At 43.6% G+C, this 24,771-nt stretch carries 18 protein-coding genes; 8 read left to right on the forward strand and 10 right to left on the reverse strand.

Annotation, left to right across the window (positions count from 1 at the left end; all coding sequences use genetic code 11):
• Nucleotides 1-8: 8 nt before the first annotated feature.
• Nucleotides 9-3,092 carry a SusC/RagA family TonB-linked outer membrane protein gene (locus tag DBR43_RS17945; RefSeq protein WP_158622537.1) on the reverse strand — a complete coding sequence of 1,028 codons (3,084 nt, stop codon included), beginning with the start codon at nucleotides 3,090-3,092 and terminating at the stop codon, nucleotides 9-11.
• A 181-nt stretch (nucleotides 3,093-3,273) separates the two neighbouring features.
• Here DBR43_RS17945 and DBR43_RS17950 point away from each other — a divergent pair, with 181 nt between their 5' ends.
• The 4 genes from DBR43_RS17950 to DBR43_RS17965 are packed head-to-tail and all read left to right on the forward strand — an operon-like array spanning nucleotide 3,274 to nucleotide 9,985.
• Nucleotides 3,274-3,927: an RNA polymerase sigma-70 factor gene (locus tag DBR43_RS17950; protein ID WP_124583264.1), complete on the forward strand. Its 654-nt coding sequence runs from the start codon at nucleotides 3,274-3,276 to the stop codon at nucleotides 3,925-3,927.
• A gap of 55 nt (nucleotides 3,928-3,982) precedes the next feature.
• Nucleotides 3,983-4,993 carry a FecR family protein gene (locus DBR43_RS17955; protein ID WP_124583266.1) on the forward strand — a complete coding sequence of 337 codons (1,011 nt, stop codon included), beginning with the start codon at nucleotides 3,983-3,985 and terminating at the stop codon, nucleotides 4,991-4,993.
• Nucleotides 4,994-5,046: 53 nt separating this feature from the next.
• The gene (locus DBR43_RS17960; RefSeq protein WP_124583268.1) at nucleotides 5,047-8,376 is read left to right on the forward strand and encodes a SusC/RagA family TonB-linked outer membrane protein; all 3,330 of its coding nucleotides are present in this window, start codon (nucleotides 5,047-5,049) and stop codon (nucleotides 8,374-8,376) included.
• Between the two features lie 7 nt (nucleotides 8,377-8,383).
• Nucleotides 8,384-9,985 (forward strand): SusD/RagB family nutrient-binding outer membrane lipoprotein, encoded by a 1,602-nt coding sequence (locus DBR43_RS17965; RefSeq protein WP_124583270.1) that lies wholly within the window; start codon nucleotides 8,384-8,386, stop codon nucleotides 9,983-9,985.
• On the opposite strand, the gene DBR43_RS17970 is transcribed toward DBR43_RS17965, so the two are convergent.
• The 3 genes from DBR43_RS17970 to epsC form a co-directional block, all read right to left on the reverse strand.
• A complete protein-coding gene (locus DBR43_RS17970; RefSeq protein ID WP_124583272.1) occupies nucleotides 9,962-10,819 on the reverse strand; it encodes an endonuclease/exonuclease/phosphatase family protein in 858 nt (285 codons plus the stop codon). The two genes, DBR43_RS17965 and DBR43_RS17970, sit on opposite strands and share 24 nt — an antisense overlap.
• Nucleotides 10,820-11,222: 403 nt before the next feature.
• Complete coding sequence (gene cysM, locus DBR43_RS17975) at nucleotides 11,223-12,095, reverse strand: cysteine synthase CysM (protein WP_124583274.1); 873 nt, start codon at nucleotides 12,093-12,095, stop codon at nucleotides 11,223-11,225.
• A 2-nt stretch (nucleotides 12,096-12,097) separates the two neighbouring features.
• Entirely contained in the window at nucleotides 12,098-12,910 is an 813-nt protein-coding gene (gene epsC, locus DBR43_RS17980) for a serine O-acetyltransferase EpsC (protein ID WP_124583276.1), read from the reverse strand.
• A gap of 145 nt (nucleotides 12,911-13,055) precedes the next feature.
• Here epsC and DBR43_RS17985 point away from each other — a divergent pair, with 145 nt between their 5' ends.
• Nucleotides 13,056-13,439: a hypothetical protein gene (locus tag DBR43_RS17985; RefSeq protein WP_124583278.1), complete on the forward strand. Its 384-nt coding sequence runs from the start codon at nucleotides 13,056-13,058 to the stop codon at nucleotides 13,437-13,439.
• A gap of 1 nt (nucleotide 13,440) precedes the next feature.
• Entirely contained in the window at nucleotides 13,441-15,087 is a 1,647-nt protein-coding gene (locus tag DBR43_RS17990; protein ID WP_124583280.1) for a murein L,D-transpeptidase, read from the forward strand.
• A gap of 135 nt (nucleotides 15,088-15,222) precedes the next feature.
• Here DBR43_RS17990 and DBR43_RS17995 read toward each other — a convergent pair whose 3' ends face one another.
• A complete protein-coding gene (locus DBR43_RS17995; RefSeq protein WP_062549601.1) occupies nucleotides 15,223-15,414 on the reverse strand; it encodes a cold-shock protein in 192 nt (63 codons plus the stop codon).
• 78 nt (nucleotides 15,415-15,492) lie between these two features.
• Entirely contained in the window at nucleotides 15,493-18,024 is a 2,532-nt protein-coding gene (locus DBR43_RS18000) for a BamA/TamA family outer membrane protein (RefSeq protein ID WP_124583282.1), read from the reverse strand.
• 424 nt (nucleotides 18,025-18,448) lie between these two features.
• Between DBR43_RS18000 and DBR43_RS18005 the strand changes: the two genes are divergently transcribed.
• Complete coding sequence (locus DBR43_RS18005) at nucleotides 18,449-19,138, forward strand: YdcF family protein (protein ID WP_124583285.1); 690 nt, start codon at nucleotides 18,449-18,451, stop codon at nucleotides 19,136-19,138.
• Here the strand turns inward: DBR43_RS18005 and DBR43_RS18010 are convergent.
• Genes DBR43_RS18010 through DBR43_RS18020 form a run of 3 tightly spaced genes read right to left on the reverse strand, consistent with a single transcriptional unit; the run spans nucleotide 19,135 to nucleotide 22,756 of the window.
• The gene (locus tag DBR43_RS18010) at nucleotides 19,135-20,895 is read right to left on the reverse strand and encodes a CocE/NonD family hydrolase (RefSeq protein ID WP_124583287.1); all 1,761 of its coding nucleotides are present in this window, start codon (nucleotides 20,893-20,895) and stop codon (nucleotides 19,135-19,137) included. The two genes, DBR43_RS18005 and DBR43_RS18010, sit on opposite strands and share 4 nt — an antisense overlap.
• 35 nt (nucleotides 20,896-20,930) lie before the next feature.
• Nucleotides 20,931-21,650 carry a LytR/AlgR family response regulator transcription factor gene (locus DBR43_RS18015; protein WP_199757088.1) on the reverse strand — a complete coding sequence of 240 codons (720 nt, stop codon included), beginning with the start codon at nucleotides 21,648-21,650 and terminating at the stop codon, nucleotides 20,931-20,933.
• A complete protein-coding gene (locus DBR43_RS18020; RefSeq protein ID WP_124583289.1) occupies nucleotides 21,647-22,756 on the reverse strand; it encodes a sensor histidine kinase in 1,110 nt (369 codons plus the stop codon). The genes DBR43_RS18015 and DBR43_RS18020 overlap by 4 nt, the downstream gene beginning before the upstream one ends.
• A gap of 160 nt (nucleotides 22,757-22,916) precedes the next feature.
• Here DBR43_RS18020 and DBR43_RS18025 point away from each other — a divergent pair, with 160 nt between their 5' ends.
• Entirely contained in the window at nucleotides 22,917-23,417 is a 501-nt protein-coding gene (locus DBR43_RS18025) for a DinB family protein (RefSeq protein WP_124583291.1), read from the forward strand.
• On the opposite strand, the gene DBR43_RS18030 is transcribed toward DBR43_RS18025, so the two are convergent.
• Nucleotides 23,407-24,771: a glycoside hydrolase family 28 protein gene (locus tag DBR43_RS18030; protein ID WP_124583293.1), complete on the reverse strand. Its 1,365-nt coding sequence runs from the start codon at nucleotides 24,769-24,771 to the stop codon at nucleotides 23,407-23,409. The two genes, DBR43_RS18025 and DBR43_RS18030, sit on opposite strands and share 11 nt — an antisense overlap.

Consider the following 24,771-nt stretch of genomic DNA (forward strand, 5'->3'; position numbering starts at 1 on the left):
ACTAGGTCTTAAAATGTGAAATTTACGTTGAAACCAATGCTTCTTAAGCTCGGCATAGAGAAATAGTCGTATCCCTGGAATCCGTTACCGGTAAGGGTCACTACATCAGGATCAAATGGTGCTTTTTTATAGATCATCCATAAGTTTCTGCCGATTACAGATAGCTGTATCTTTTGTATTTTGTTGTTAAATACTTTTGCAGGAATGGTATATCCAAACGACACTTCACGTAAACGGATATTCGTTGCACTGTAGATATAAGGTGTTAATTCCGCTCCTATTCTATTGTAATAAGCTTCGGTTGCATCTGCCCCATTAATGATGATACCACCATTATTACGGCTGTCGGCCGTTCTCTGAGACATTCCGCGTTTGTCGAAAGTCTGTTCAGTCCTGGAAATCACGTCGCCACCGATCCTGCTGTCTACCAGGAAATTCAGGTTAAAGTTTTTGTACCTGAAACCATTGCTCATGCTCAGCATGTATTTTGGGTTCACATTACCGGCAATGATGTTATTTTGAGAATACTGTGGTAAACCTTTATCATCCAACACCTTGTTTCCGTTGGCATCGCGGATAAAATCTTTCACCTGAATGTCACCATAAGAACCTCCTTTTTTAACGATTGAAGAACCACCCAAGCTAAATTCCTGAACATTGATCACCTGTCCTGTAGCAGGATCAGTATAGGAATAAAGTTCTTTGATTTTATTTCTGTTGAAAGAGAAATTAACCGTTGGGGTCCAGCTCAGCTCACCAAATTGTGCGTTATAACCGAGTGAAAGCTCAAGGCCCTGATTCTGTACATCTCCTGCATTCAGGTCATAGGTATTGTAACCTACCGTTGGAGATACATTTACTCTGAAGAATTGGTTTACGGTATTCGTTCTGTAATAGGTAGCATTTAAAAACAGTTTGTTTTCAAGGAATTTCAAATCCGCACCTATTTCAAATGATTTACTTCTTTCAGGATTTAATGTGGTAAAAGGTTTTCCTGTGAAAGGAACGATTGCTCCACCAACAATTGGAAAAGAAGGGTTTGTGGCGTAGGCATAGTTATCAGGAATTTCGTTACCTACTTCAGCATAAGATGCCCTTAATTTTGCAAAGGAAATAAATTCCGGCAAGGTTGCCATTTCACTGATCACTGCACTTAGTCCCACTGATGGGTAGAAAAATGGTTTTGGTAAAGTTGAATTCCAGTCGTTACGTCCGGAAACATCTAAAAACAGGTAGTTTTTATATCCGATAGAGGTCGTTAAAAAAGCAGCCTGAGTTTGTTTTCTGTAAGTATTTGGTGTAAACACGATACCAGCCTGTGTCAGGTTCAGGACACTGAAAAAGTTAGGCACTTTAAAAGGATCCAAAGGACCATCGATGGTTAGACCGCTGGTCAGGTTGTTAATGATACTTGCACCTGCAGTTGCATTGATGGTAAAATCGCCAAAAGCTTTGTTGAAGTTCAATAATACATCGGCATAAGTCTGACTGTTCAGGTTATCCAATGATGCATAACGTCCGTTCGGGCTGTTGGAAACCAGGTTACCCGGGATTGTTGATGCATACACCTTGTTCTCTCCTTTATCTGTAGAGCGGTCCATTCTTACACGTCCCTGAAGGTTAAGCCAATCTGTAAATTTATACTTAGCCGTCACCGATCCCACGATCCTGCTTCTTTGTGTTTGAAACATATTGCGGTTGGTTACCCAGTATGGATTTTGAAGAGACATTCCCTGATCGCCATATGGCCAGTTCTGTACGTTTATTTTGCGGACAGGATCGAAAGTTTCGAAATTCTTAGTATCGTCAAAGTTGTAAGAAGCACCCGGGAATAAATAAACGGAGGTGATTGGGTTATAATATTCGCCCTGTCCCGGCATGTTCTGAGATTTCTGATAGATGTATTCTGCTCTTGCATCCACACTTAACTTATCCTCAAAAAAGGAAGTGTTATTTCTGAAAGAGAAGTTGTACCTGTCCAGCTTGTTATTGGGAATAATTCCTTCTGCATTTGTTGCCGCAGCGGAGAAGAAAGATTGGTTTTTCTCTGTACCACCCGATAAAGACAAAGCATTGGTGAAGGTTTTACCCGTCTGAAAAAAGTCATTAGGGGTATAACTGCTTTGGTTTGCTGTTTTTGCGCCCCATCCATTAAAGGTTGGTCCTTCTTCAGGTTTAGCTTTATTGGCCGTTCCATAACTGCGTTGCAGCTCCGGAAGCAGGAAAGGGCTGTCGAAAGTCGTACTGGAATTAAAGTTAACTACTGTTTTTCCGGCTTTTCCTTTTTTAGTGGTAATTAAGATCACCCCATTGGAAGCTTGTCCGCCATAAAGCGCCGATGCAGAAGCACCGCTCAATACACTTACTTCTTCGATGTCTTCAGGGTTCAGGTTGGAAATCCCGTCGCCGGCATCACTCAACTGAAAACCATCACTTTTTCCGTTTCCGGATAAGCTGGGCAAAGGTACCCCATCCACTACATAAAGGGCGTTGTTGTTTCCACTGATGGATTTGTTTCCACGAAGCACTGCTTTGGTTGATCCTCCGGGTGCAGAAGAGTGGGTCAATGTTAAACCGGAAACTTTACCCGTTAAACTGTTTACAAAACTTGGATCTTTAACGTCGTTCACTTCTTTAGAGCCCAGGGTCTGGACATTATAAGTCAGTGATTTGGTAGATTTTTTAATCCCCAGGGCGGTTACCACTACCGTCTCCAGGTTTTGCGAATTGCTGTTCAGGACTACGTCGATCGTTCCCTGCGCAGCTACGGTAACTTCCTGCACCGTATATCCCACATACGAAAACACCAATACATCGCCTGCTTTGGCGGATATGGCATATTGACCCGAAACATTGGTTTGTGTGCTCAGCTGCGATCCTTTGACCTTGACCGATACGCCTGGCAAGGTCACACCCGCCTCGTCTTTTACTGTTCCTTTAATGGTCTCCTGGAAATGTGATCTGAATGCCATTTCATGATCAGAGGCAATTCTGAGCGTCGGGAAGCTCTTTAATTTATCCGACTTTACACCAGCAAAAAGATTGGCCGAAGCGTAAAGTAATAAACACGTCAGTTGTAATGGTTTTCTCATCTCCATTGATACGGTTAGGTTTTATAATTGGTTAGCTATACCGTTTTACCTTAATACACGATAAGGTGGTATAATTGTAGAGACCCCATTTAAAAATAAAATGCCTACAAGGAATTCATTTTTTTTGAAGATTATTTTTAATCCCTATCTTGCGATGGATAATTAGCCTAAAATAAAGCACTTGAAAATCGTAAAGCCTGACTTATCTGGTCTGTGGACAAAGATTTGCGTCGAAGATGATATGAAATCTTTCGAGGCTTTGTACCGCGCTCTGGGGGCTAAGCTGCTGAAGTTTTCCGTTTATTACGTATCGCAGAAAGAAGTAGCTGAAGAGATTGTTTCAGAAGTATTTGTAAAATGCTGGCAAAACCGAAAGGAAAGTACCCATGTCCTTAATCCGGAAACCTATTTGTTTGTTGCGGTAAAGAATCAATCTTTAAAGCACCTCAGGAAATATACCAATGTTCATCTCGTAGAGCTGGAAGACCGGCAGGAACCTCAGTTTCAGGACAGTACCGATCCTTCAAAGGAACTGGAAAGAAAAGAGCTGCACTTAAAACTGGATACTGCTATAGACACCCTCCCACCTCAGGCCAGGATCGTGTTCAAACTGATCAAGGAAAATGGCATGAAATATAAAGAGGTGGCGGAAATTTTGAAAATCTCTCCGAGAACGGTGCAGACCCAGCTTTTCCGGGCAATTACGAAATTACGGATTGTGCTCGGTGCTTATCATGAGCTGGACCATAGAAAAAGCAGCAGCAACGACCTGGTCAACCTGGTCATGATTTTGGGGATAATACATTATTTTTTAGTCTATTGTAGGCAATTTTAGAAAAAACAGGAACCTTATATTTAACACATAAACAAAACAGATAATATAGTAACAAATGACTGATCAAAGATTTACAGAATTGCTTGGCAAAAAACTGGCAGATGAGATTTCCATGGAAGAACATAAAGAATTTATGCTTCTGCTGGAAGGCAATGCAGCTTACAGGCAGGAATATAAATCGTTAAGCAGTTATTTCCAGTCCGAAGAAACGGAGCAGGAAGATGCAATGCCTCTGTTTGAAAAGATCAAAGCAAGGATAGAAAATCCGGAATCAGCAGACATCCCCCTTTCAAAAAGCAGGTTTGGCAATTGGTACCGCATAGCAGCAATTCTCGCCTTATGTATCTGTTCCTTTGGAGGATATCAGCTTTACACGAAAAGAATAAACAGTCAGGCTGAATCAGCGCTGGTCTGGAAAGAAATCAGTACCCCAAGCCGTCTGACCTCAAAAATCACCCTGGCAGACGGAACAATCGTGACTTTAAACTCAGAGACGCAGCTGAAGTACCCTATACAATTCAAAGGAGCACAAAGAGAAGTTTACCTGAGCGGAGAAGCCTTCTTTGATGTAAAAAAAGACGCAGCACATCCTTTTATCATCCGTACAGAAAAGATCAGCATCAAAGTTCTCGGAACAACTTTCGACGTAAAGGCCTATAAGAATGACCCTCATACGGAAGCAACCTTAATTACAGGTGCCGTCCAGGTCAGCATGAACAACCTGCCTGAAAAACAAATCCTGCTGAAACCTGCCGAAAAATTCAGCCTTCAGCATCAGGCAAAAAATGGCGGTGATGCCCCACTCTACAGCATCGTCCCTTTAAATGATACCGAAACTTCATGGATGAACCATAAACTGGTTTTTAAGAATGAGAGTTTTGACGTGCTCGCCAACAGCCTTTCCAGGTGGTACGGCCTGCAGCTCATCTTTAAAAATGAAAGTTTAAAAAACAGCAGGTTCACAGGATTCTTTGAAAAGGAAAATATCTCTCAAGCTTTGAAAGCACTGCAACTTATTGAACCATTTCGTTATAAAATACAAGACAAAACTGTTTATATTTACTAATTTGGCAAGCGGAACACGTTCCGGGAACCAGGGATATCAAATATAAATTTATAATGAAGCTAATTGGGTTGATGGTCATTTTCTTGACGCTTGTTGGCTCTTTATCCGGCTATTCACAATCTGAAGACGGAGCGCAGCATAAAGTAAGCCTCAGCTTTAAATCAGCGGATTTTAAAAAGGTGATTGATGCGATACAAAAGCAAACGTCTTTTCACTTTATTTTTAGTGAACGCAAAATCCCTGTAAACAAAATCAATATCCAGGTTAAAGATAAAAATACTTTAGAGGTTCTTGATCAGATCCTGGCCGGTTCCAACTATACGTATAAAGTTCTTCCAAACAATTTAATTGTCATACGCCCGCGTAATGCTGAGGTAAATACCCGGATGCTCACGGGAAGGGTGCTGAATGAGAACGGACAGGTAATCTCCGGCACTTCTATAAAAGTGAAAGGGAGTGATTTTTCTACCACCAGCGATGCAAAGGGAGAATTTACCATTCCTGTGTTCCCCAACACGATCATCCAGGCCTCTCAGGTTGGCTATTTCAAAAAGGAGATCCCTGTTGGTCTGCAAACACAGGTTCAGGTAAACCTGATCGCCAAAACAAATGAGCTGGATGAAGTCGTGGTCACGGCCCTTGACATCAGAAAAGAAGAACGGAAGATCGGCTATGCCATTTCTACCATCTCCGGCGTAGAGCTGAGCAAAGCCAGGGAATCCAATCTCATCTATAGCTTAGAGGGACAAATAGCAGGATTAAATATCAGTGGCGTATATGGTGGCCCTTCTTCTTCCGCAAGAATTTTACTGCGTGGTGCTGCCAGCATGAATGCCGGTTCTCCTTTGTTTGTGGTCAATGGCGTCCCGATAGACAATACCCAAAGAGGAAATGTCAATGAGTATGGCGGTGCCGATTATGGCGATGGAATCAGCAACATTAACCCTGATGATGTAGAAACGATCACCGTATTAAAAGGTTCCGCAGCCTCGGCGCTTTATGGGGCCCGTGCCGCAAATGGTGTCATCATCATCACCATAAAAAAAGGCGTTAAAAATTCCGGGAGTATCGAATACAATACCAACCTGTCTTTCGACAGCCCTTATAAAAATACCGATTTCCAATACGTCTACGGGCAGGGCACACAAAACCGAAGACCGGGAAACATCGCAGCAGCTGTTGCTTCCGGATCTTCCAGCTGGGGCGAAAAACTGGATGGCGCGCCTACGATCCAGTTTGATGGAAAAACATATCCCTACAGTGCGGTAAAAGACAACATTGAAAAATTCTATCGCAGTGCTCCGGCTTTTACCAATACCATTTCCCTGAGCGCTGCAAACGAAAAAAGCATGTTCCGCCTCTCTGCCGCCAATCTGGATTATCAGTCTATTTTGAAAAACGGGCACCTGAACAGGAAAACAGTCAACCTCTTTACCTCCTACGACCTCAACAAACAGCTGAGCGTCGCTTTCAATGGAAATTACATCAATGAGAACAATAAAAACAGGTCTTACCTGAGCGACGGAACCCTAAACCCCAATTATGGAATTGCCAGTCTGGCCAATAGCGCAAACCAGATTGCCTTATCTCCGGGTTATGATCCCTTAACGGGAAGAGAAATGAGGTGGAACGACGATGAGTATAAGACCAATCCTTACTTTATGCTGAACAAAGGAAGAGACCTTTCCAAACGGAACCGTTTCATTACCTCCACTTCCCTAAAGTACAAATTTACCGACTGGCTGTACCTGCAGGGAAGGTTGGGTTACGACATCAGCAATGACCAGATTGTGAGCATCATTCCCACCGGAGCCTCATTTTCCATTAACGGGCAAGGCGGGCTGAACGCTTTTCAAAAGATTCAGACTTCAGAATTAAACAGCGACATTCTTCTTGCAGTTAATAAAGACATCATGAAAGACCTGAACCTGGATGTTTCTGTCGGGGCAAATTACCGGAACCGGGAAGGTGAATTTTCAGATTCCAAAGGAAATCAGTTCAATACCCCTTACCTCTATACCCCTTCCAACCTCGTGACCAGGACCGACTCTTACACCCTGGCCAGGCTCGTTACGCAATCTGCCTATTATACCTTTGACCTGAACTACAAAAAGCTCCTGAACCTTTCCTCCACAGGAAGATATGATGTCTACTCCACTCTGCCGGGCAATAACAGAGGTCTGTTTGTTCCCGGTGTTTCCGGAAGCTTCATCTTCTCTGACCTGCTGAAGTCGAAAGCCCTGAGTTATGGAAAGATCAGGGCCAGCTTTGCCAAAACCAGTGGTGAGCCTGCGCAACCTTATATCACACAAACCTATTATACCACACAAAGTTCTGTAAACGGAACCCCGCTCGGGGATTACGACCGGAGCCTTCCGAACTATAATTTAAGGCCCTTTACCTTAAATGAGTTTGAAACAGGAATCAACCTCCGCTTCTTTAACAACAGGCTGGACCTGGACCTGACCTGGTTTCACAGAAGTACACATAATGAGATTGTGAGTGCGATTCAGTCGGTCACCACCGGCTTTACCTCTGCTTATGTAAACCTTGGAAAAACGAAAAACGTGGGTACGGAAATCACCATTCAGGGGATTCCTGTTGCCGGAGAAAACTTTAAATGGAAATCCGGGTTTAACCTCAGTCACATTCACAACGTGCTCTTGTCCATAGATGGCAGCAGCCTTTACTCCCTTACCGGAACTTATCGTCCATTAAATGCGAATACGGCAATGGTGGTGGGCAAATCCATTACGCAAATCATGGCCTACGACTATAAAAGAGATCCTAACGGGAGGATTATTGTGGGCAGCGACGGGGTTCCGAAACGAGGGGAACTAAAGCCGATGGGCGCAACTCTTCCCCGGATTTACGGGGGATTCAGCAATAGCTTCTTTTATAAAAACTTTGGCCTGTCCTTCCTGATCGATTTTAAATTTGGCAATAAGATCCTCTCTGCTACGGAAAACTATTCCTATGTATCCGGACTCAATAAGGCGACCCTGCCGGGAAGGGAAACGGGTGTGATTGCAGATGGGGTGATGGAAGACGGCAGTGTGAATACCATCAATGTCCCTGCATACAATTATTACCCGCAGCTGGCCACCAATATTTCTGCACTATCTGTCTTAAATGGCAGCTTTATCAAATTCAGACAGGCAACGCTGGGTTATGCCCTGCCGGTAAAGCTGATCAGGCATACGCCTTTTAGCGGCATCAATATCGACCTCGTTGGAAGAAACCTGTTTACCCTGCTGAAATACACTAAAAATATAGACCCCGAGTCTGAGTTCTCCCCAAAACTCAATTACGCGGGGATTGAAGGCGCATCATTGCCTTCTACACGGACCTTTGGCATTAACCTGAATTTCAAATTTAAATAAAGATCAAATGAAACAGACTTTTCTTCTTTGCTTAAGTTGCCTGCTGGGTCTTTTCTATGGCTGTACCAAAGGAGAGCTGGATCGCATCAATACCGATCCGACAAAATCCACTCCGGAGAATTTCGATCCCAACTTCCTGCTGTCTACGGCACAGCTAAAATTTGCCAATAAGGGCTATTATCAGCTGCTTTACCAGAGCACCATGATGCAGTTGTTGTCCTCGACCTATTATTATTACAATAACGGGGATAAATACATCAATGTGGCCAATTTTACGGACTATCAGGGAAGGGTTTTTGATGAAGGATATGCAGAAGCTTCCGGCATCCGGGAAATGCAGCGGCTTGCTAAAGCAAAAGATCCCAATGCCTATAAAAACCTGATAAACATCGGCGACATCATGTTTGTGATGATTTTGCAACGCATTACAGATACTTATGGAGATGTTCCTTATCACCAGGCAGGGAAAGCAAGGGAAGGGATAAAATATCCCGTTTACGATACCCAGGAAGACATTTACAATTCCATGTTGACAGACCTGGAAACCGCCATCAACGGCCTAGATCCCGCAGCACCTGGTGTAACTGCAGATCTTTTTTACAAAGGTGACCTTACGAAATGGCGCAAATTTGGCTACTCATTAATGCTGAGGATCGCCATGAGGCTCACAAAGGTCGATCCCGCCAAAGCAAGGATCTGGGCTGAAAAAGCCGCTGCTGCAGGGACTTTTACCGACAATAACGACAATACCTTTATCAGCATGGATGCTTCCAGTTTTAACAGTCAGAATGGGACTTCCCTCGCTTTGCGCACGCTTTCTGATTACAGGGAAGTACGCTGGAGCAAAACGCTGATCGATCAGCTCAGAAACACTGCCGACCCGAGATTGTCTGTCATAGGAGAGATTCCAGCCGATGGTTTTGCCAACAACAACAATCAAAACCTTTCCGGAAACCCGGACCCGCTGATTCAGAAAGGCCTGCCAAATGGTTATGACCTGCTGGGCGGAACAACAGATATCCGCAACCATCCGGAATATCCCGGAGGAACCGGAAATGGTACTGATGTTGCGCCTTTAGGGAAATATTCCCGCCCCAGAACGGCTGTCTATTTAAAGCTTGGGGGGCCGATATTTTTAATGACCTATGGGGAAACAGAACTGCTCCTTGCAGAAGCCGCTGTAAGAAACTGGAACGTCAAAGGCAGCGCGGCCGAACATTTTAGCAATGGGGTTAAAGCGGCATTGCAATCATTGGCACAGGTAGACCCTCAGGCCAATATCACCATGGAAAGGGTCAATGCTTATGTCAGGGCCCAGGCATTAGATCAGTCTTCTACAGAGAAATCGCTGGAAATGATCAATATGCAGTACTGGATCAGTACAGGCACGACCTTTAATTTCATTGAAGCCTGGCTCAACTGGAAAAGATCGGGATATCCGCGGCTCATTCCTGTCAACTATCCCGGAAACGTAACCAATGGCACCATTCCACGCAGAATGATCTATTTGTCTACAGAGATTTTAAACAACCCGGACCAATATAAAGCAGCAGTATCGAGACTATCAGGAGGCGATGCACTGACCTCAAGGGTGTGGTGGGACCAGTAAAATACTGACCGGATAATGGTCAGACAATTGACCGGTCATGACATCTTTGAGAATCGCAGGCTTAGAAACGTTTGGTTTTAAGTCTTTAGAGATAAAGATATAATCAATCCTTTCCATCGCTTCCCGGGGAACATCGCCAAAGACCAATGAAGGATAGCTGTAATCAAAAGACTGGTGTTTCATAGCCCAGGTATCGATAAAACCTCTTTTGAGCAATGCGTCGGTCACGCTGTAATCCAGGCGGCCATGATTGGCATTGCTGATTTTACTGCTTTCATCGCTTTTCAGCATTGGGACCAGACGTCCATTAAGGTTATAATCCAGGCTATCAGAAGCTGCAAGGCTGTTCATATCCCCAAGGATCATCGTCTTTTTTAAAATGGACCAGCGTTGTAAACTGTCTGTAATCGTAGCAATTTCTTCCCGCCTTTTCTCATGACTGAAAGGAGACAGGTGTACGGTGATAAAGTTCAGGTCTTTGATCTTTACCGCCATAAAACCATGGTGCATGCCCCTGATCACCTTTTTCACGTCGCTGATCGGGTATTTCGAGGAGATCCCAACCGCATATCCTTTTTCTTTAGCCAATTCCGTGTAAGGATGGCCGATGGCTTTGCCCAGTTGCTGTAGTTCTTCCGCAGAAATATTGACCAGTTCCTGATAGGCGATCACATCAGCGTCCTGTGCTTTCGCCCAGGAAATAAAGCGTTGTTTACGCTCCTGTTCCGATTCAAAGTAATTATAGACGTTGTAAGAAATGATTTTTAATGCCTTTTGGGCCAATAAATTCTGGCAGCAAAGGATAAACAGAAACAGGGCAATGGCTTTTCTCATGATGAGTGCCAAATTAAAAAATTACGGCCTATGATTTATAATATTTTTCGTGCCTTTTCTGATGCTTACCATGCCTTTTTCAATGCATATCGCGCCTTTTCCGGTACTTATCTTTCCTTTTCTGATGCTCATCGTACTTGTCCTCAGAAATCATTTGCCAGGCTAAATCTTTGTGTAACAAAAAGCAACAATTTGAGTTATCGAAAAATATCAGAAAAAAAATTACGTTTAATAGCATATGACCACATCAATATGTGGTCTTCCTAATATTAAACATCACAAGGGATGGCTTAATTTTAGAAACAAATAAGATTGGGCAGTAATTATAATTTTTGAGAGAGGGAATTGTAATTCAACACATAGGGAGTGAGGACTCGCTGCCCAATCTTAATTTCTGAACCGGCTAGCCGAACAGTTCACTGCTCAGGTAGCGGTCTCCCCTATCACAGGCAATGAATACAATCACCCCGGAACTCAGCTCTGATGCCAGTTTCAGCGCACAGGCCAATGCACCACCACTGCTCATTCCGGCAAAAATGCCTTCTTCTTTTGCCAGTCTGCGTGTCATTTCTGTCGCTTCCTTTTGGGAAACATCCATCACACGGTCTACCCTTGAAGGATCAAATATTTTAGGAAGGTATTCAATTGGCCACCTGCGGATTCCCGGAATTGAAGATTCTTCTGTAGGCTGACAACCGACGATCTGAATCTCCGTATTTTGTTCTTTCAGAAACATGGAATTGCCCATGATACTTCCTGTAGTTCCCATAGAACTCACGAAATGGGTGATTTTCTGATCGGTATCCCTCCAGATCTCCGGACCTGTGGTTTTATAGTGTGCCAGGTAATTGTCCGGGTTTGCAAACTGATTCAAAAGGAAATATCCTTCATGCGTTCCTTTTTCTTCGGCATAGTCACGGCAAACCTCTATAGACTCCAGCAGCGTCACCTTTGCACCATAGGCTTCCATCGTCAAGGTGCGTTCCCGCGTAGAATTTGAAGGCATTACCAGTTCAATTTCCAGGTCATAGATGCTGGCAATCATCGCCAGTGCGATTCCCGTATTTCCACTCGTCGCTTCAATCAGCTTTGTTCCTTTTTTAACATCACCACGCTCCATTGCAGAACGGATCATGTTTAAAGCGGCCCTGTCTTTCACACTTCCACCGGGGTTGTTGCCTTCCAGCTTCGCATAAATCTTAACATCAGGATTGGAATGTAACTTCTGAATCTCTACTAAAGGGGTATTTCCGACGAATTCTATAATATTTCCCATAATTAATCTTTATGTTTTGTTTCAATCACTTTAATGGCCGACTGGTGGTAGACTGTAGAATGCGGAGGCACACTTTTGGTCAGCCATACGTTTCCGCCGATGATGGAATTGTCGCCGATAATGGTTTCTCCTCCCAGGATCGTTGCTCCGGAATAGATGATCACATGGTCTTCTATCGTAGGATGACGTTTGGTATTGGCCATGTATTTTTCTACACTCAGGGCTCCTAAAGTAACCCCCTGATATAATTTAACATGGTCTCCGATCACAGTGGTCTCTCCGATCACGATTCCTGTCCCATGATCTATGTATAAATACTCTCCGATTTCTGCTCCGGGATGAATGTCTATTCCGGTTTGGGAATGGGCATATTCCGTCAGAATCCTGGGAATCAAAGGGACATCCGATTTCTGCAGGACATTTGCAATGCGATACATGGAAATTGCCATGAAACCCGGATAAGTACGAATGATTTCAAATTCACTTTTTGCGGCCGGATCTCCACTTAATATGGAGGCGATATCGGTATTCATTTTACGGTACAACTCCGGAAGGCCTTTAAAAAAAGCCCTGGAAACCGATTCATTGTTACAGTTATTACAAGCCTTTGTGGCATTTAAAATTTGCGTCAGTTCTCTTTCCAGTCCTGAAAACAACCCCTGAATTTCGGCAATGGTATATTTCGTAGCAGTGGAGCGTTCCGGGTAAATCAGATCCATCAGGTTAATGGCCCATGAAGCCACCACCTGGTTGGAAGGAACCGCTTCCACACCCTTTTGTTTATTAAAAATATGAAGATAAAATTCTTCGCTCATCTTTGGTTTTGTTACTGTTTTGTTTGAAATTGTAAAGGAATGAAAATTATTACAAATAAAAACAGAAGACATCCGATTTTAAGACCGAATATTTAAAGCTATATTCGCCTGGAATCAATTTACCTTAAAGCTATTTCCCAGAAATATGTCCGAAACATTTGAAATACTATATTTCTTCAATACCCCTTATAACTCCCTCGTCGAAATTAAACGACGTAATTTTGACTTTGAAACAGATCTTTCCAAAGTATTTTTCTGGATTCTTTACGAAAAGAAAACCCATAGAATCTACCCGCTTCAGTTTATTTCGATGAAAGACGACCTTTTAGGTCAGGAGCGTGTATTTAAACAAGGTACCTTATTCTTCAATGAGCAGGAAGGCACTTACCAGAACAGCAGTGATAAAGCAAAGATGATTCTGAAAAGAATGCCAACAGCCAATATGACCAAGTTATTAAAGATCAGGATCGACGAATTTCTGCTCACAATTGATAAACAAACAGAAAAACAATTAGAAAAACTGCTGTGATATGAAAAAATGGCTTTTGTTATTCCTCATCGTTCCCATTGCATTTGTAGCCTGCAACAGAAAGAAAATACCTAAAGTAGAGAGAGACATTACCATTACGCCAAAGAATGCCGTGACCAGGCTGGAACTGGACAGTATGCAGATGGAACGCTATATCTCCGGTCAGCAGCTCGGAGACAGTGCCGCACAATACCTGAGAAACTTTTACAACAGCCGGAATTTTCAGTTTGCCTGGGTCGGGGAAAAAGGGTTAACAGAGCAGGCCAGGGTTTTCTATACGCTGAACAAGGATTATGTTGCCGATTTTCAGGACAGCTCTATGCTGGACTCCGGTTTATATCAAAAGATGGAATTGCTGATGAAACAGGATACCATTTTCAAAAAGGCAGACAGCAGCCTTGCGAGCCTGGACCTGCAGCTGACCCGGCATTTTTTCAATTACGTAGCCAATGCTTATGCCGGAAAAGTAGATCCTGAAGTGATCCAATGGCATATTCCCAGAAAGAAACTGAGTGCTGCTGTACTTCTGGATTCCCTGATGGCAAATAAAAACACTAAAATCGACGACTGGGAACCTGTAAACCAGCAATATAAACTCCTTAAAAAGGAACTGCTCCGCTATTATACCCTGCAGAAAAAAGGGGACTGGGGAAAAATCACACTGGGAAAGCAGAAAAAGTATAAATCCGGAGATACCGGTCTTACGGTGAGACTCGTCAGACAACGGTTCATGGAACTTGGAGACAGCACTTTAAGTGATACCCTGCCTGAGTTTGACCTGGCCTTAAAAACAGCCGTAAAACAGGCACAGCAGCAGTTTGGATACCGCGCCACCGGAAACATCGACGCCTCACTGATCAAGGAACTGAACGTCCCTGTGCAGCAACGGATAGAAAAATTGCTCATCAACCTGGAACGTATGCGCTGGATGCCGGCAATGCCGGCCGGAAGACGGATCCTTGTCAATATCCCTGACTATCAGCTGCACGTTTTTGAAGATAAAGAAATCGCCCTGAGCATGGGGATTGTGGTTGGTAAAGCGGCCAATAAAACGGTGATCTTCAGCAATAAGCTGAGGAATATTGTATTCAGCCCTTACTGGAATGTTCCTGCTAGCATCGTAAAAGCAGAAGTACTTCCCGCCATGAAAAGAAACCGCAATTACCTGGCGAGTAAAAATATGGAACAGACCGGAAACAGTAACGGCCTGCCTCAGGTTCGTCAAAAGCCCGGAGACAACAACTCTTTGGGCCGGGTAAAGTTCCTCTTCCCAAACAGTTACGACATTTATTTCCATGATACCCCGGCAAAATCACTCTTCGCAGAAGAGAAGCGGGCATTTAGCCATGGTTGTATCCGTTTGTCGCAACCGGTAAAACTGGCCGAATATCTTTTAACAGATCAGCCACAATGGACAACAGAGAGAATCGCAAAGGCGATGAAGTCTACAAAAGAGGTTTGGGTGGGGATGAAAAAACCAGTTCCGGTATTCATTACTTATTTCACGGCCTGGGTAGATCAGAACGGACATTTAAACTTCCGGGACGACATTTATGGGCATGATCAGAAAATGGCCGAACAAATGTTCCTCTCTTCCACGAAAGGACTGGCAAAGCTGCCTGTAATTGCGAAGCTTAAATCGAAATAAGCCTGCTTGATGCATATTAAGAGGATTACATGCATCTTTCTGTATCCTTCCCTCAAGTGTAATGAGGGAAAATAAAGGACAAAAAAAAACTGCCTTTTTAAAAAAGGCAGTTTTCACAATTTATATTGAGGAAATTTAAATCACCTTAACATTTACTGCATTAAGACCTTTACGGCCTTCTTCAACATCATAAGAAACTTTATCGTTCTCACGGATGTCGGCTAATAAGCCAGTTGAATGAACAAAGATTTCACTTTCGCCCGAGTTTGGAACGATGAATCCGAAACCTTTAGTTTCATTAAAAAATTTTACTACTCCTTCTTGCATTGTATTTTTTATTATAATTAAAGTACAAATGTAATTATAAATAATTGCAATTCAGTTATTTCATAAAATATAATTTCCTTAGTACCTGAATTTCATCGTTATATAAGGGTAATATCCCTCTTTTGAATGTGCCAATTGCGCCTGGATGACGGTTAGAATGGCCGGCGCATAGTAAAGGCCTCCCCCATAACTGTAATGCCAGACATCCGACTGATCGTTCTTTTCCCAGACCCTTCCTGTATCAAAGAAGGCCGTCAGGCCGAATTGACCAGGCAAAATATAACCGCCAATGTTCGCCACTTTTGCCCTTAGCTCCAGGTTATTGTACAACATGTGTTGTCCGCCATAACGGAAGGAACGGAAACCGAGCATATTGCCTTGTCCGCCAAGAAAGTTCGACTGGTAGAAGGCTTGTTTGCCAAAGGTCAGGCCGCCGCCCAGCCTATCGGTCAGGACAAAGCGTTTGCCCCCGCCGATCCGGTGATAGAAAGCATAACTTGCCTGAAGCTGTACGGAAGACTCCGCAGCACTGTTCAAGCCGGTATAACCGCGTAACTTTGCTTCAATAAAATTACCTGATGAAGGCAATACATCATTATTCCTGGTGTTCCGGGTAAAGCCCAGCGCCAAACCGGCATATAACTTATCTTCGTCAATGATTGCGCTGTCAGGTGAATGCAGCAGGTTGCTGTTGCTGATAAAGCGGTCTGCATTGTCGTGTTTGTTGAAGCGGTAATATTGAAACGAAGGGCCAAAAGTCCAGACATTCTTATTGACCCTCCATCGCAATGCGGGATCCAGTTCATACAAGCTGAACCTCGCCCTGTAATATTTAATGTGCTCCCCATCTTTACGGTAAGGGCTTTCGTTTCCAAGGCCGAAGAAGTTCTGAGAATTTTCAGGTGCAAAGGCAGTTGCCTGTAAAACGATGTCTGCTTTGCCTAATGCCTGGAACCATTCGCCGGAGTACCTGAAGCTAAAAGCATTACTTTTAAAAGAATGCAGGAAGGAAAAAGAGTGGATATTTCCAAAAGGCAGCTTTCTGAAGCCCGGGCTCATCATTTTAAAAGAAAGTCCCAGAGAAAGCCCGTCGTCTGCATTAAAACCGGCATTGAGCAGGGTCATTTTTCTCGTGTACAGGTCTGTGGCTACATAATGGGTATTATTGGTATCATTGCTGATGTGTTTGCTCAATCTCGATTCCGCTCCCGAATAGCTAAGGCCTTCTTCCATTCCATAAAATGGAACGCGGCGTTTCGAATTTAAGATGTTATAATGTTTATTCCCTTCCCCATTGACGATGCGAAGTTTAATATCCGAGCTTTTGTTGTTGAGGGTCAGGCTATCATTTCCATCCCTCACATACAAACGGATTTCTTTCGTCACTTTGGGATCATATGAACGGCTGAAAAACAAATCTTTCAGTTTTCCATCTTTAGCCAGCTTATGCATGGTAACGGTCAGCCCCTTTTCCCCATTGTCCGTCACATTGACCAGCTCGTTTTTATTACTTCCCTGGATGTCAACAATTCTATTGATAAAATGATAATAGGTGTTCATCATTTCGGGCAGCTTTGTTCTTCTTTCTTTCAGTTGGGCAAGCAACTGGTCATGGCGAAGCGAATAACCAGGCTCCGGTAATCTTTTCAAAGCCTTTTCAAAAACCTCATCGGTCATCGCCGCACAGAATTCTTTTACAATTGCATTCCATTGTGCTTCGTCAATCTGTCCGAAAATCCGGTTATAGGTACTTCTTCCTTCCCAGAAAAACCAGTTGATATTTTGCAGGTTTCGTTCATATCCCTGAATCATTGGCAATAACCAGGAGGCCTGTGCAAATTTAGGGATCAGCCCCTGCGATAAATAGAACACCTGATCACGGTCTCTTGGGACCACGATATATTTTAAACCGGTATCTGTTTTCTGAGGAATCCATCTCCACTGGTCTTCATGTCGGTCCCAGTCGCCAAGCAGTGCATCTAAAGCTTTTGCCTTTAACAACAAAGGCGCATTTACACTGTTTTCGTTATGGTCATTTAACTTCTTCAGCATTTTCTCGGTATTGTCCGTATCACCTGCTGGCTCTCTTTCTTCCAAAAGGCATAAGCTATTTTCGAAGACTTCCGCATATTCTCCAAGCACTTCGTCCGGAACCACCCATCCGATCATGGGATTGCTGTGTGGAATTCCTGCAGCATCTGCAAAAACAGGGACCACCAATGCAGAGAAAGGTTGCTGTGCTGACATGTTGTCTTTAATGATGTCTTTTGCAAAAGTCTGTCTGAGTTCTGCAGGTAAAAGCACCTCCGGATATTTCTCAACCGTTCTCAGTACCCATTCTTTTCCTTGTTTATCTTCCAGGCGTAAAGAATGGGTTTGGTTTCCCCCTCCTCTTTTTATCGGTGTTAACCCTCCTTTAATCTGTGATAGACGGATTACGGGAACCCTGGTTTCCTGTGCATATTCTTTTCTGTAATTTTCTCCAAAGAGGAAACGATGAAATTTACCTACTTTATCATAATCCGGGTAGATCCTGATTTTCAGGGAGTCCTGAGCCTGAAGTCCCAGACCCCAAAGCAATAAAGCAGGAAAGAGCATGTACTTATTCATTTTATACCTTTTTAAATTGTCTGGAGATCCAGACAGCGATGATCCATTGCATTTTATTATCCTCCTTTATTAATCCTTTAATGCAGTATAAAGGTACTCCATAAAGTTATGAAGCCGTCTTGACATGTGATAAGAAATATAGCAATTTGTTATTAATATTTATGGACGAATATTCCGGTTCAATAATGAACAAAAAAAATGACCGAACCTTCGTCGGATCTGACGATATTGAATGGCAATAGGAATAAGCTTTAAGCTACAAGAAAGAAATGGGCAGCGGCCTTGTTTATTTAGTTAAACATGGTTATATTAACATGGAGTTCGGGGGAACTCAAAATTTGTAGGGACAAATCATTTTTATAGGCATTAAATGGAATAGGGAGGGGGTATCCTTTGTCATATTGACGCACCAATTATTCAGGATATGGAACCAGATGAACTACACCGGGAGATTTTAAAAACCCCACATTGTCCAGTTATGGACCCCCAATTGATATCGGTATTAACCGACCTTTGTTTTCAAAAAGAAGACATCATTCCTTCAGACCTTCTTTTTGTTTTCGGCTCCAATGTGAAACACAAAGAAATTGCAGACCTGATCTGTGACCTGCTCGACACCGGCGTTGTCAATAAAGTATTAATTACCGGTGGTGTGGCCAACTTTGGAGGCTCCTATTACCACCACAAACCGGAATCAGAAAGTATTTTCTCTTTTATTCCTCAAAAGAAATATTCCGACAAAGAGATTGTCCTGGAAGTAGCGTCTAAAAACACTCTTGAAAATGTCACAGAAGCCAGAAAAGTATTTGCTTTTGATCAGGTAAAAAGCATGACTTTCATTTCTCATTCCTATGCTTCTACCAGGGCCGCTTTATCCTTAAAACGGTTCTTCCCTGAGGTGAAATTATATTGTATTCCTTTTCCCTTGCCATCGGATCAGCCGGAATTCCCGGTCAACCGGCAGCTCTGGTCCAAATCCAAGTATGGACAGAGCCTGGTTTTGGGAGAATACCTCCGGCTGATCACTTATGGAAAAAGGGGCGATTTTCCGATAGAAAGCATACAAGCCCTGTTGGACCAGGTTCAGGACCACCTGAAGATCAAGGACAGTTAATACTTCCAGACTGGAATATCGATGTAACTATCGTTGTACCATTTGATATTTAAAGGAACCTTTGCATCAGCGATGCTTTCGTCGCTGACGTCCCTGCCCGTACCGTAATTGATCTGGGCAAAGGGGTTTTTATTGATGTCAAGTACCAGGAGCAAACGACTTCCTTTGCTTAAATAACGGCTAAACATGCGGGTGCTTGAGAAAGGAATGCTGTTGATTGTCCCTTCTTTCAGCAGGCTCCTGCGGGTCATGTCTTTCGCATAGCTCGCCCTTCCTAAAAAGTACGACAAATGAAAGCGTTCTCCGTTTGGCATGACTTCAAACAAGGTCATACCGATATCCATGTCTTTCTTATTGATACCTGCCTTCAGGATTCCGCTCCAGATTCCATCTATAGAAACCTGTTCATCAAAAGGGGCCGAGATAAAATAGAGACCTGTACTCCTGTCCAGTTCGTTACCAACAATAGGGTAAGGATAATAATTGTTGTTGTTACTGTGCTGCCGGTCTGCAAGATCTACCTTCTGGGGGGAGAAAGCCGGCTGACCTGGTTTTTTAGGGAGGAGCAACTGGTTTTCTCCCGACTTTTCAGTGCTCAGGTAAAGCCGGAGGACCTGATTGCTCATTTTTTCTATGGACGGGGCATGTTTCCATCGGTTTGCGCCCATAACCTGATAATTAATTTTATCCTTTAACAATGCGGGCTTAGGCCCCGCTTTCAGCACGTAATCCAACCAGTCGTAAGTGATCTGGGCGGTATTGATCAAAGCGATTTGATCGACCTTATAATCCCGCAAAATTGGAACGCCTCCTTTTTGTGCGCCAAAATGATCGTAAGGGCCGATGATGAGGTAGTGATCGGCCTGTTTATTGTATTTATAATGTTCCTTAAAATAACGCAGCGCCGAGATCTGCCCATCGTCGTAATAGCCGGTAACCGACAAGACCGGAATATTTATTTTCGCAAATTCCTCCTGCCATGGCACCATATCCTGCCAGTATTGATCATAGGAAGGGTGTTGAATCCAGCGTTGCAGCAAGGGATTTGGCCGCCCTTCAATGCTGTCAATTTTACGGTAAGCAACCCCGCTGTTGTACCAGTTGAACTGCATATTTCTCCAATGTTGCTGATCATAGTAAAGGTGTTCATCCAGGTATTTATTATTGCTGACATAAAAACCCCAGCCATAATTGGCGTTGAGAAAAACATTATTCTCCATTGGCAGGCCAAAACCAGGAATAGCCGCCACGTAGGGAACGATTGTTTTTAATGCAGGGTGCAGGTGTTTTGTAGCCGCCCATGCCGAAAACCCGGAATAACTGCCACCATATATCGCTACCCGGCCATCAGTCCAGGGGTGTTTACTGGCCCAATCTACTGCCCCATTCACATCTGTAGATTCCTTTTCATAAGGATTGATCTCGTCCGGACTCAGGGCTTTCCCCCTTGAATTTACCACCACACCGATATAACCATGATCAGCAGAACGTTTTGCCTCTGCAAGGTTGCCATCATGATTGGCATAAATGGTAAAAAACAAAGCCGCAGGCTGTGGCTTTCCAGCTCCTTTTTTTCGGACCACCATGGCCGAAAGCTGCATCCCTTCCCTTGTTTTGATCAGGACACTATCCTGAATGTCATACCCTTGAGCAGCGGTTCCGCCTGCGATAATCTCAACAGCAGGCTTAGGCTGCTGCGCGAAAGCATGGGCAAAAAGCCCCATGCAAACCAAAATTAAATGGATTGTTGTTTTCATCTTAATACAATAAAATTTATAGTTTCGAGGGCGGATTAAACCCCATTGATCAGTTTAAATTTGACAGATTGCCTATCGGATACATCCAGCAGCTCACCGCTTTTCAAAGCAATCCGGAGCTTTCCTTTAGGCATTGAAAAGATCTCCCTAATGTAATTCAGGTTTACGATATGGGTTCTGCTGATCCTGAAAAACACCGTTTCATCCAGTTTTTCAGTCAGCTGGTTCAGAGAGGTTTTTAAGAATGCTTTCTGGTCGCCAAAATAAAGCCTGGCATAGTTGTCCATAGATTCTATCAGATAAACCTCCGTTAATTTCACAAAATAGCAGCGTTCCCCATCTTTGATAAAAATGGTCCGGTTTACGGGTAAAGTCGGCTTTTCGGCTTCCTGCTTTTTCCCTTTTTCCGTGACCCTCGCTATGGCCATAGCGAAACGTTCATCTCGAATCGGCTTCATCAGGTAATCCAGTGCATTGATCTCAAAAGCTTTCACTGCATACTGATCGAAGGCGGTGGTAAAGATCACTTCCGGCACTTCGCTTAAGGAAGCCAGCAATTCAAATCCGGATTCTCCCGGCATCTGGATGTCCAGGAAAATCAGGTCCGGTTTTTTAAGCTGAATTTCCTGTCTTGCTTCGTCTGCATTTTGTGCTTCCCCTACAATTTCAAATGAGGGGTAAGCCGATAAAGCCCGTTTAACCTCTTCCCTTGCAGATCGTTCATCATCGATAATCAGCACAGTCATTGTTTTCATGTTAAAGGAATTAAGATGGTGGCCAATACAATATCATGGTCTAAAGGCATCAATGCAACGCTTGCTTTCCCTTCATACTGAAGGTTTAGCCGTTCTTCCAGGTTCCGAAGGCCCAATCCTTTCCTTCCATTTTGAGGGTCCAGCATTCCCGGATTTAAAACACTAATCCGGAGTTCCCCCTCACTTTCATTGATCCTTATCCGGATTGTTCCACCATTTTTTTCCCTTGCAATACCATGCTTAATCGCATTTTCAACCAACGTATGGATAGAGAGTGGTGGGATAAGAATTTCTGCCAGTTTCGGATCCAGTTCGATCTGACTTTCCATCCTTTCCCCAAACCTGAGTTTTTCCAGCTCCAGGTAATCATTGACCAGGCTGAGTTCATCTTTTATGGAAATCAACAGTTCCTGGTTCCGGTAAAGCGAGGTCCTTAAGAGTTCCGATAAAAGATCAATTCCCCTTCTTGCAGCTTTGGGATTATCGATCACCAATGCTTTGATGTTGTTTAAAGAGTTGAATAAAAAGTGTGGATTGAGTTGTGCAGACAGGTTGGTCAGCTGCACTTCTTTCGCAGCCAGTACAAGACGGGCATTCTCTTTTGTGGCCTGGATCTCCCTTTGCGCATATAAGTAAAGGTGATAGGCCAAAACCCAGATGGAGATCAGGCGAAGGCCCGTCATGAAAACAGTGAGCCCGTTATACGATAAAAACTGCCGGTATGCAGCGAACATTTCGGGAAGTGATTTCTCTATGTTAACTCCATTGACCAGGAAAAAATAATCGTTGATCAGGGAAATTTTAGCGCAGATTAAGATCATGTATAACATGGCCATCAGCACAACTGCCGGAACAATCCGCCAGATCAGCTGGCCCGTCTGGAGCTGATTCCATTTGTACTTTTTCGATACATTGCGGTAAACATGAGTCAGCCCTATCCCGATCAGCACGTCAAACACAAAATGAATCAGCCCCGCCAAAGGACTGAAAAATTTGCTGCTTAACGCGGCAGGGATCAGCCAATAAAAGGAAGTCAGCGACCAGCCGATGAGCTGACACTTCCAATAAAGACTAATCTGAAGCTTATTTTTCCCTTGCTTTTCCATAATTCTTAAACAAATATACCAATCCGGATACCGTATGAAATAAAAAGTACAGGAGCGCAGATATTTGGGGACGAAAGCAGAATTTATCATAAGATTTCAATTCTTATTTGAGTGTTTGAGGAAATCTTTGCACCTTCGTATCACACCAAACCTGAGAATTATGTACCGCAGTATTGAAGATTTCCTGACCACGCGTAAAGAAGAAGAGTCAAGTACCGTTAAAATATTTTCCAATCTTACCGAGGAAACAAAATCAGTAAAAATTCATGAAAATGTACGTTCTCTGGAGCGTCTGGCCTGGCATATGACTCAAACGCTTACCGAAATGGGTAAAAATGCAGGTTTATTTGAGACCGATCTGCTCCATGAGCTTCCCATTCCGGCAAGTCTGCCGGAGCTGATCGAAACTTACATCAATTACAATACTTTATTGATGCGCACGGTAAGGTTAAAATGGACAGATTCCAATCTTGATGACCTTGTGAACATGTATGGTGAAGAATGGAAAAAAGGAAAAGTACTTTCCGTTCTGATTGCCCATGAAAGTCACCACCGCAGTCAGATGTCTGTGATCATGCGAATGCTTGGCTTACCTGTTCCCGGAATCTATGGCCCTTCTAAAGAAGAATGGATCGCTTTCGGAATGCCTCCTATGGAGTAAGCAGTCCTTTCACATCTTCATAAACGAATGCCGGACGAAGGTCTTTACTTTTAAGGTTAAACTTCAGGTTGATGACCTTCAGTCCTTTTACATGTCTGGCCCATAAGCCATAAGCAGGGATTTTCGGACCAAAGGTCTTGATCTCCGGATATTGATCTATTGCTTCGGGAACCACTTGTTTTGCATCTTCTGCCGTTCCACCTCCGGCAAGGGTCATTTCAATATTCTCCAGTTTTAAATTGGTAATGTCATGACCCGGAACACCTGTGATCAAAATCCCTGTTGGCGGCATCAGCTGTGCATCATCGGCAGCTATGGCCTTCACATTCCTGATGGTCACCTGATCAAGGATACCTGTTTGCTGCTTCTTTTCCCCTTTCCTGAATACACTTAACCTGGAGCCCAACCTAAACAACACCGGAGTCCTCACATTTTCCATGCTGATGTCTGAGATTTCTACATTCCTGATCCTGGCACCATCTACAGAGAGCAGTTTTATCCCTCCGTTTTTGGTATCGTAAATATGACATCCGGAGATTTTGATATTTTCAAAAGGAGCCATAGATTCTGTTCCAATCTTAATTCCTGCCTGGTTACTCTTTAAACGCAAACCGGAAACGACAATATTCCTGCAAGCCATTTTGCTGGAAGTGGTCTTAAAGACCAATGCATCATCGCCGCTGATGATGTCGCAATCCTTAATGCGGACTTCCTGACAACCGTCAATCCCGATTCCATCATTATGAGCTACTCCGATACTCTCAATCTTAATGCCTTCAATCTGAACTTCTTTGCATTGAAAATAGTGGGAAGTCCAGGCCCCGGCCGACTTTAGCGTCAGTCCGCTCACCTTTAACCCTTTACACCGGACCATACGAATGAGAAAAGGCCTCAGGCCCCAGCGTTGTCCCTCGGGACGGGTATCGGTTAAGATGTGTTTTGCTTTGATCGCTGATCCCTGCCCGTCAATCGTTCCGGCACCTTCGAGGCCAATGTTCCGTGCATCAACAGCAACAAGTAATGCCCAGCCCACCTCAATCCCTAACCCTTCGGTAAAAGGGTCTATATTCCGGTAGTCTGCAAGGTCTGTACTGCCCAGCAATACGGCATCTTTTTCCAAATAAAGGGTCACCTTATCTTTTAATACAATCGTTCCGGAGAGAAATCTTCCGGCAGGAAAAAGCACTTTACCTCCTCCACTCTGATGACATTGGTCGATTGCTTTTTGAATAGCGACCGTATTTAAGGTGTTTCCATCGCCGGTTGCACCATATTTAACAATGCTGACATCCGCCCCTTTTCCGATACCCGTAAAAGCAAGCGTGATTAACCAACAGCTGATGAGTTTTTTCAT

It is taken from the genome of Pedobacter sp. KBW06, assembly GCF_003852525.1.
Lineage (GTDB): Bacteria > Bacteroidota > Bacteroidia > Sphingobacteriales > Sphingobacteriaceae > Pedobacter.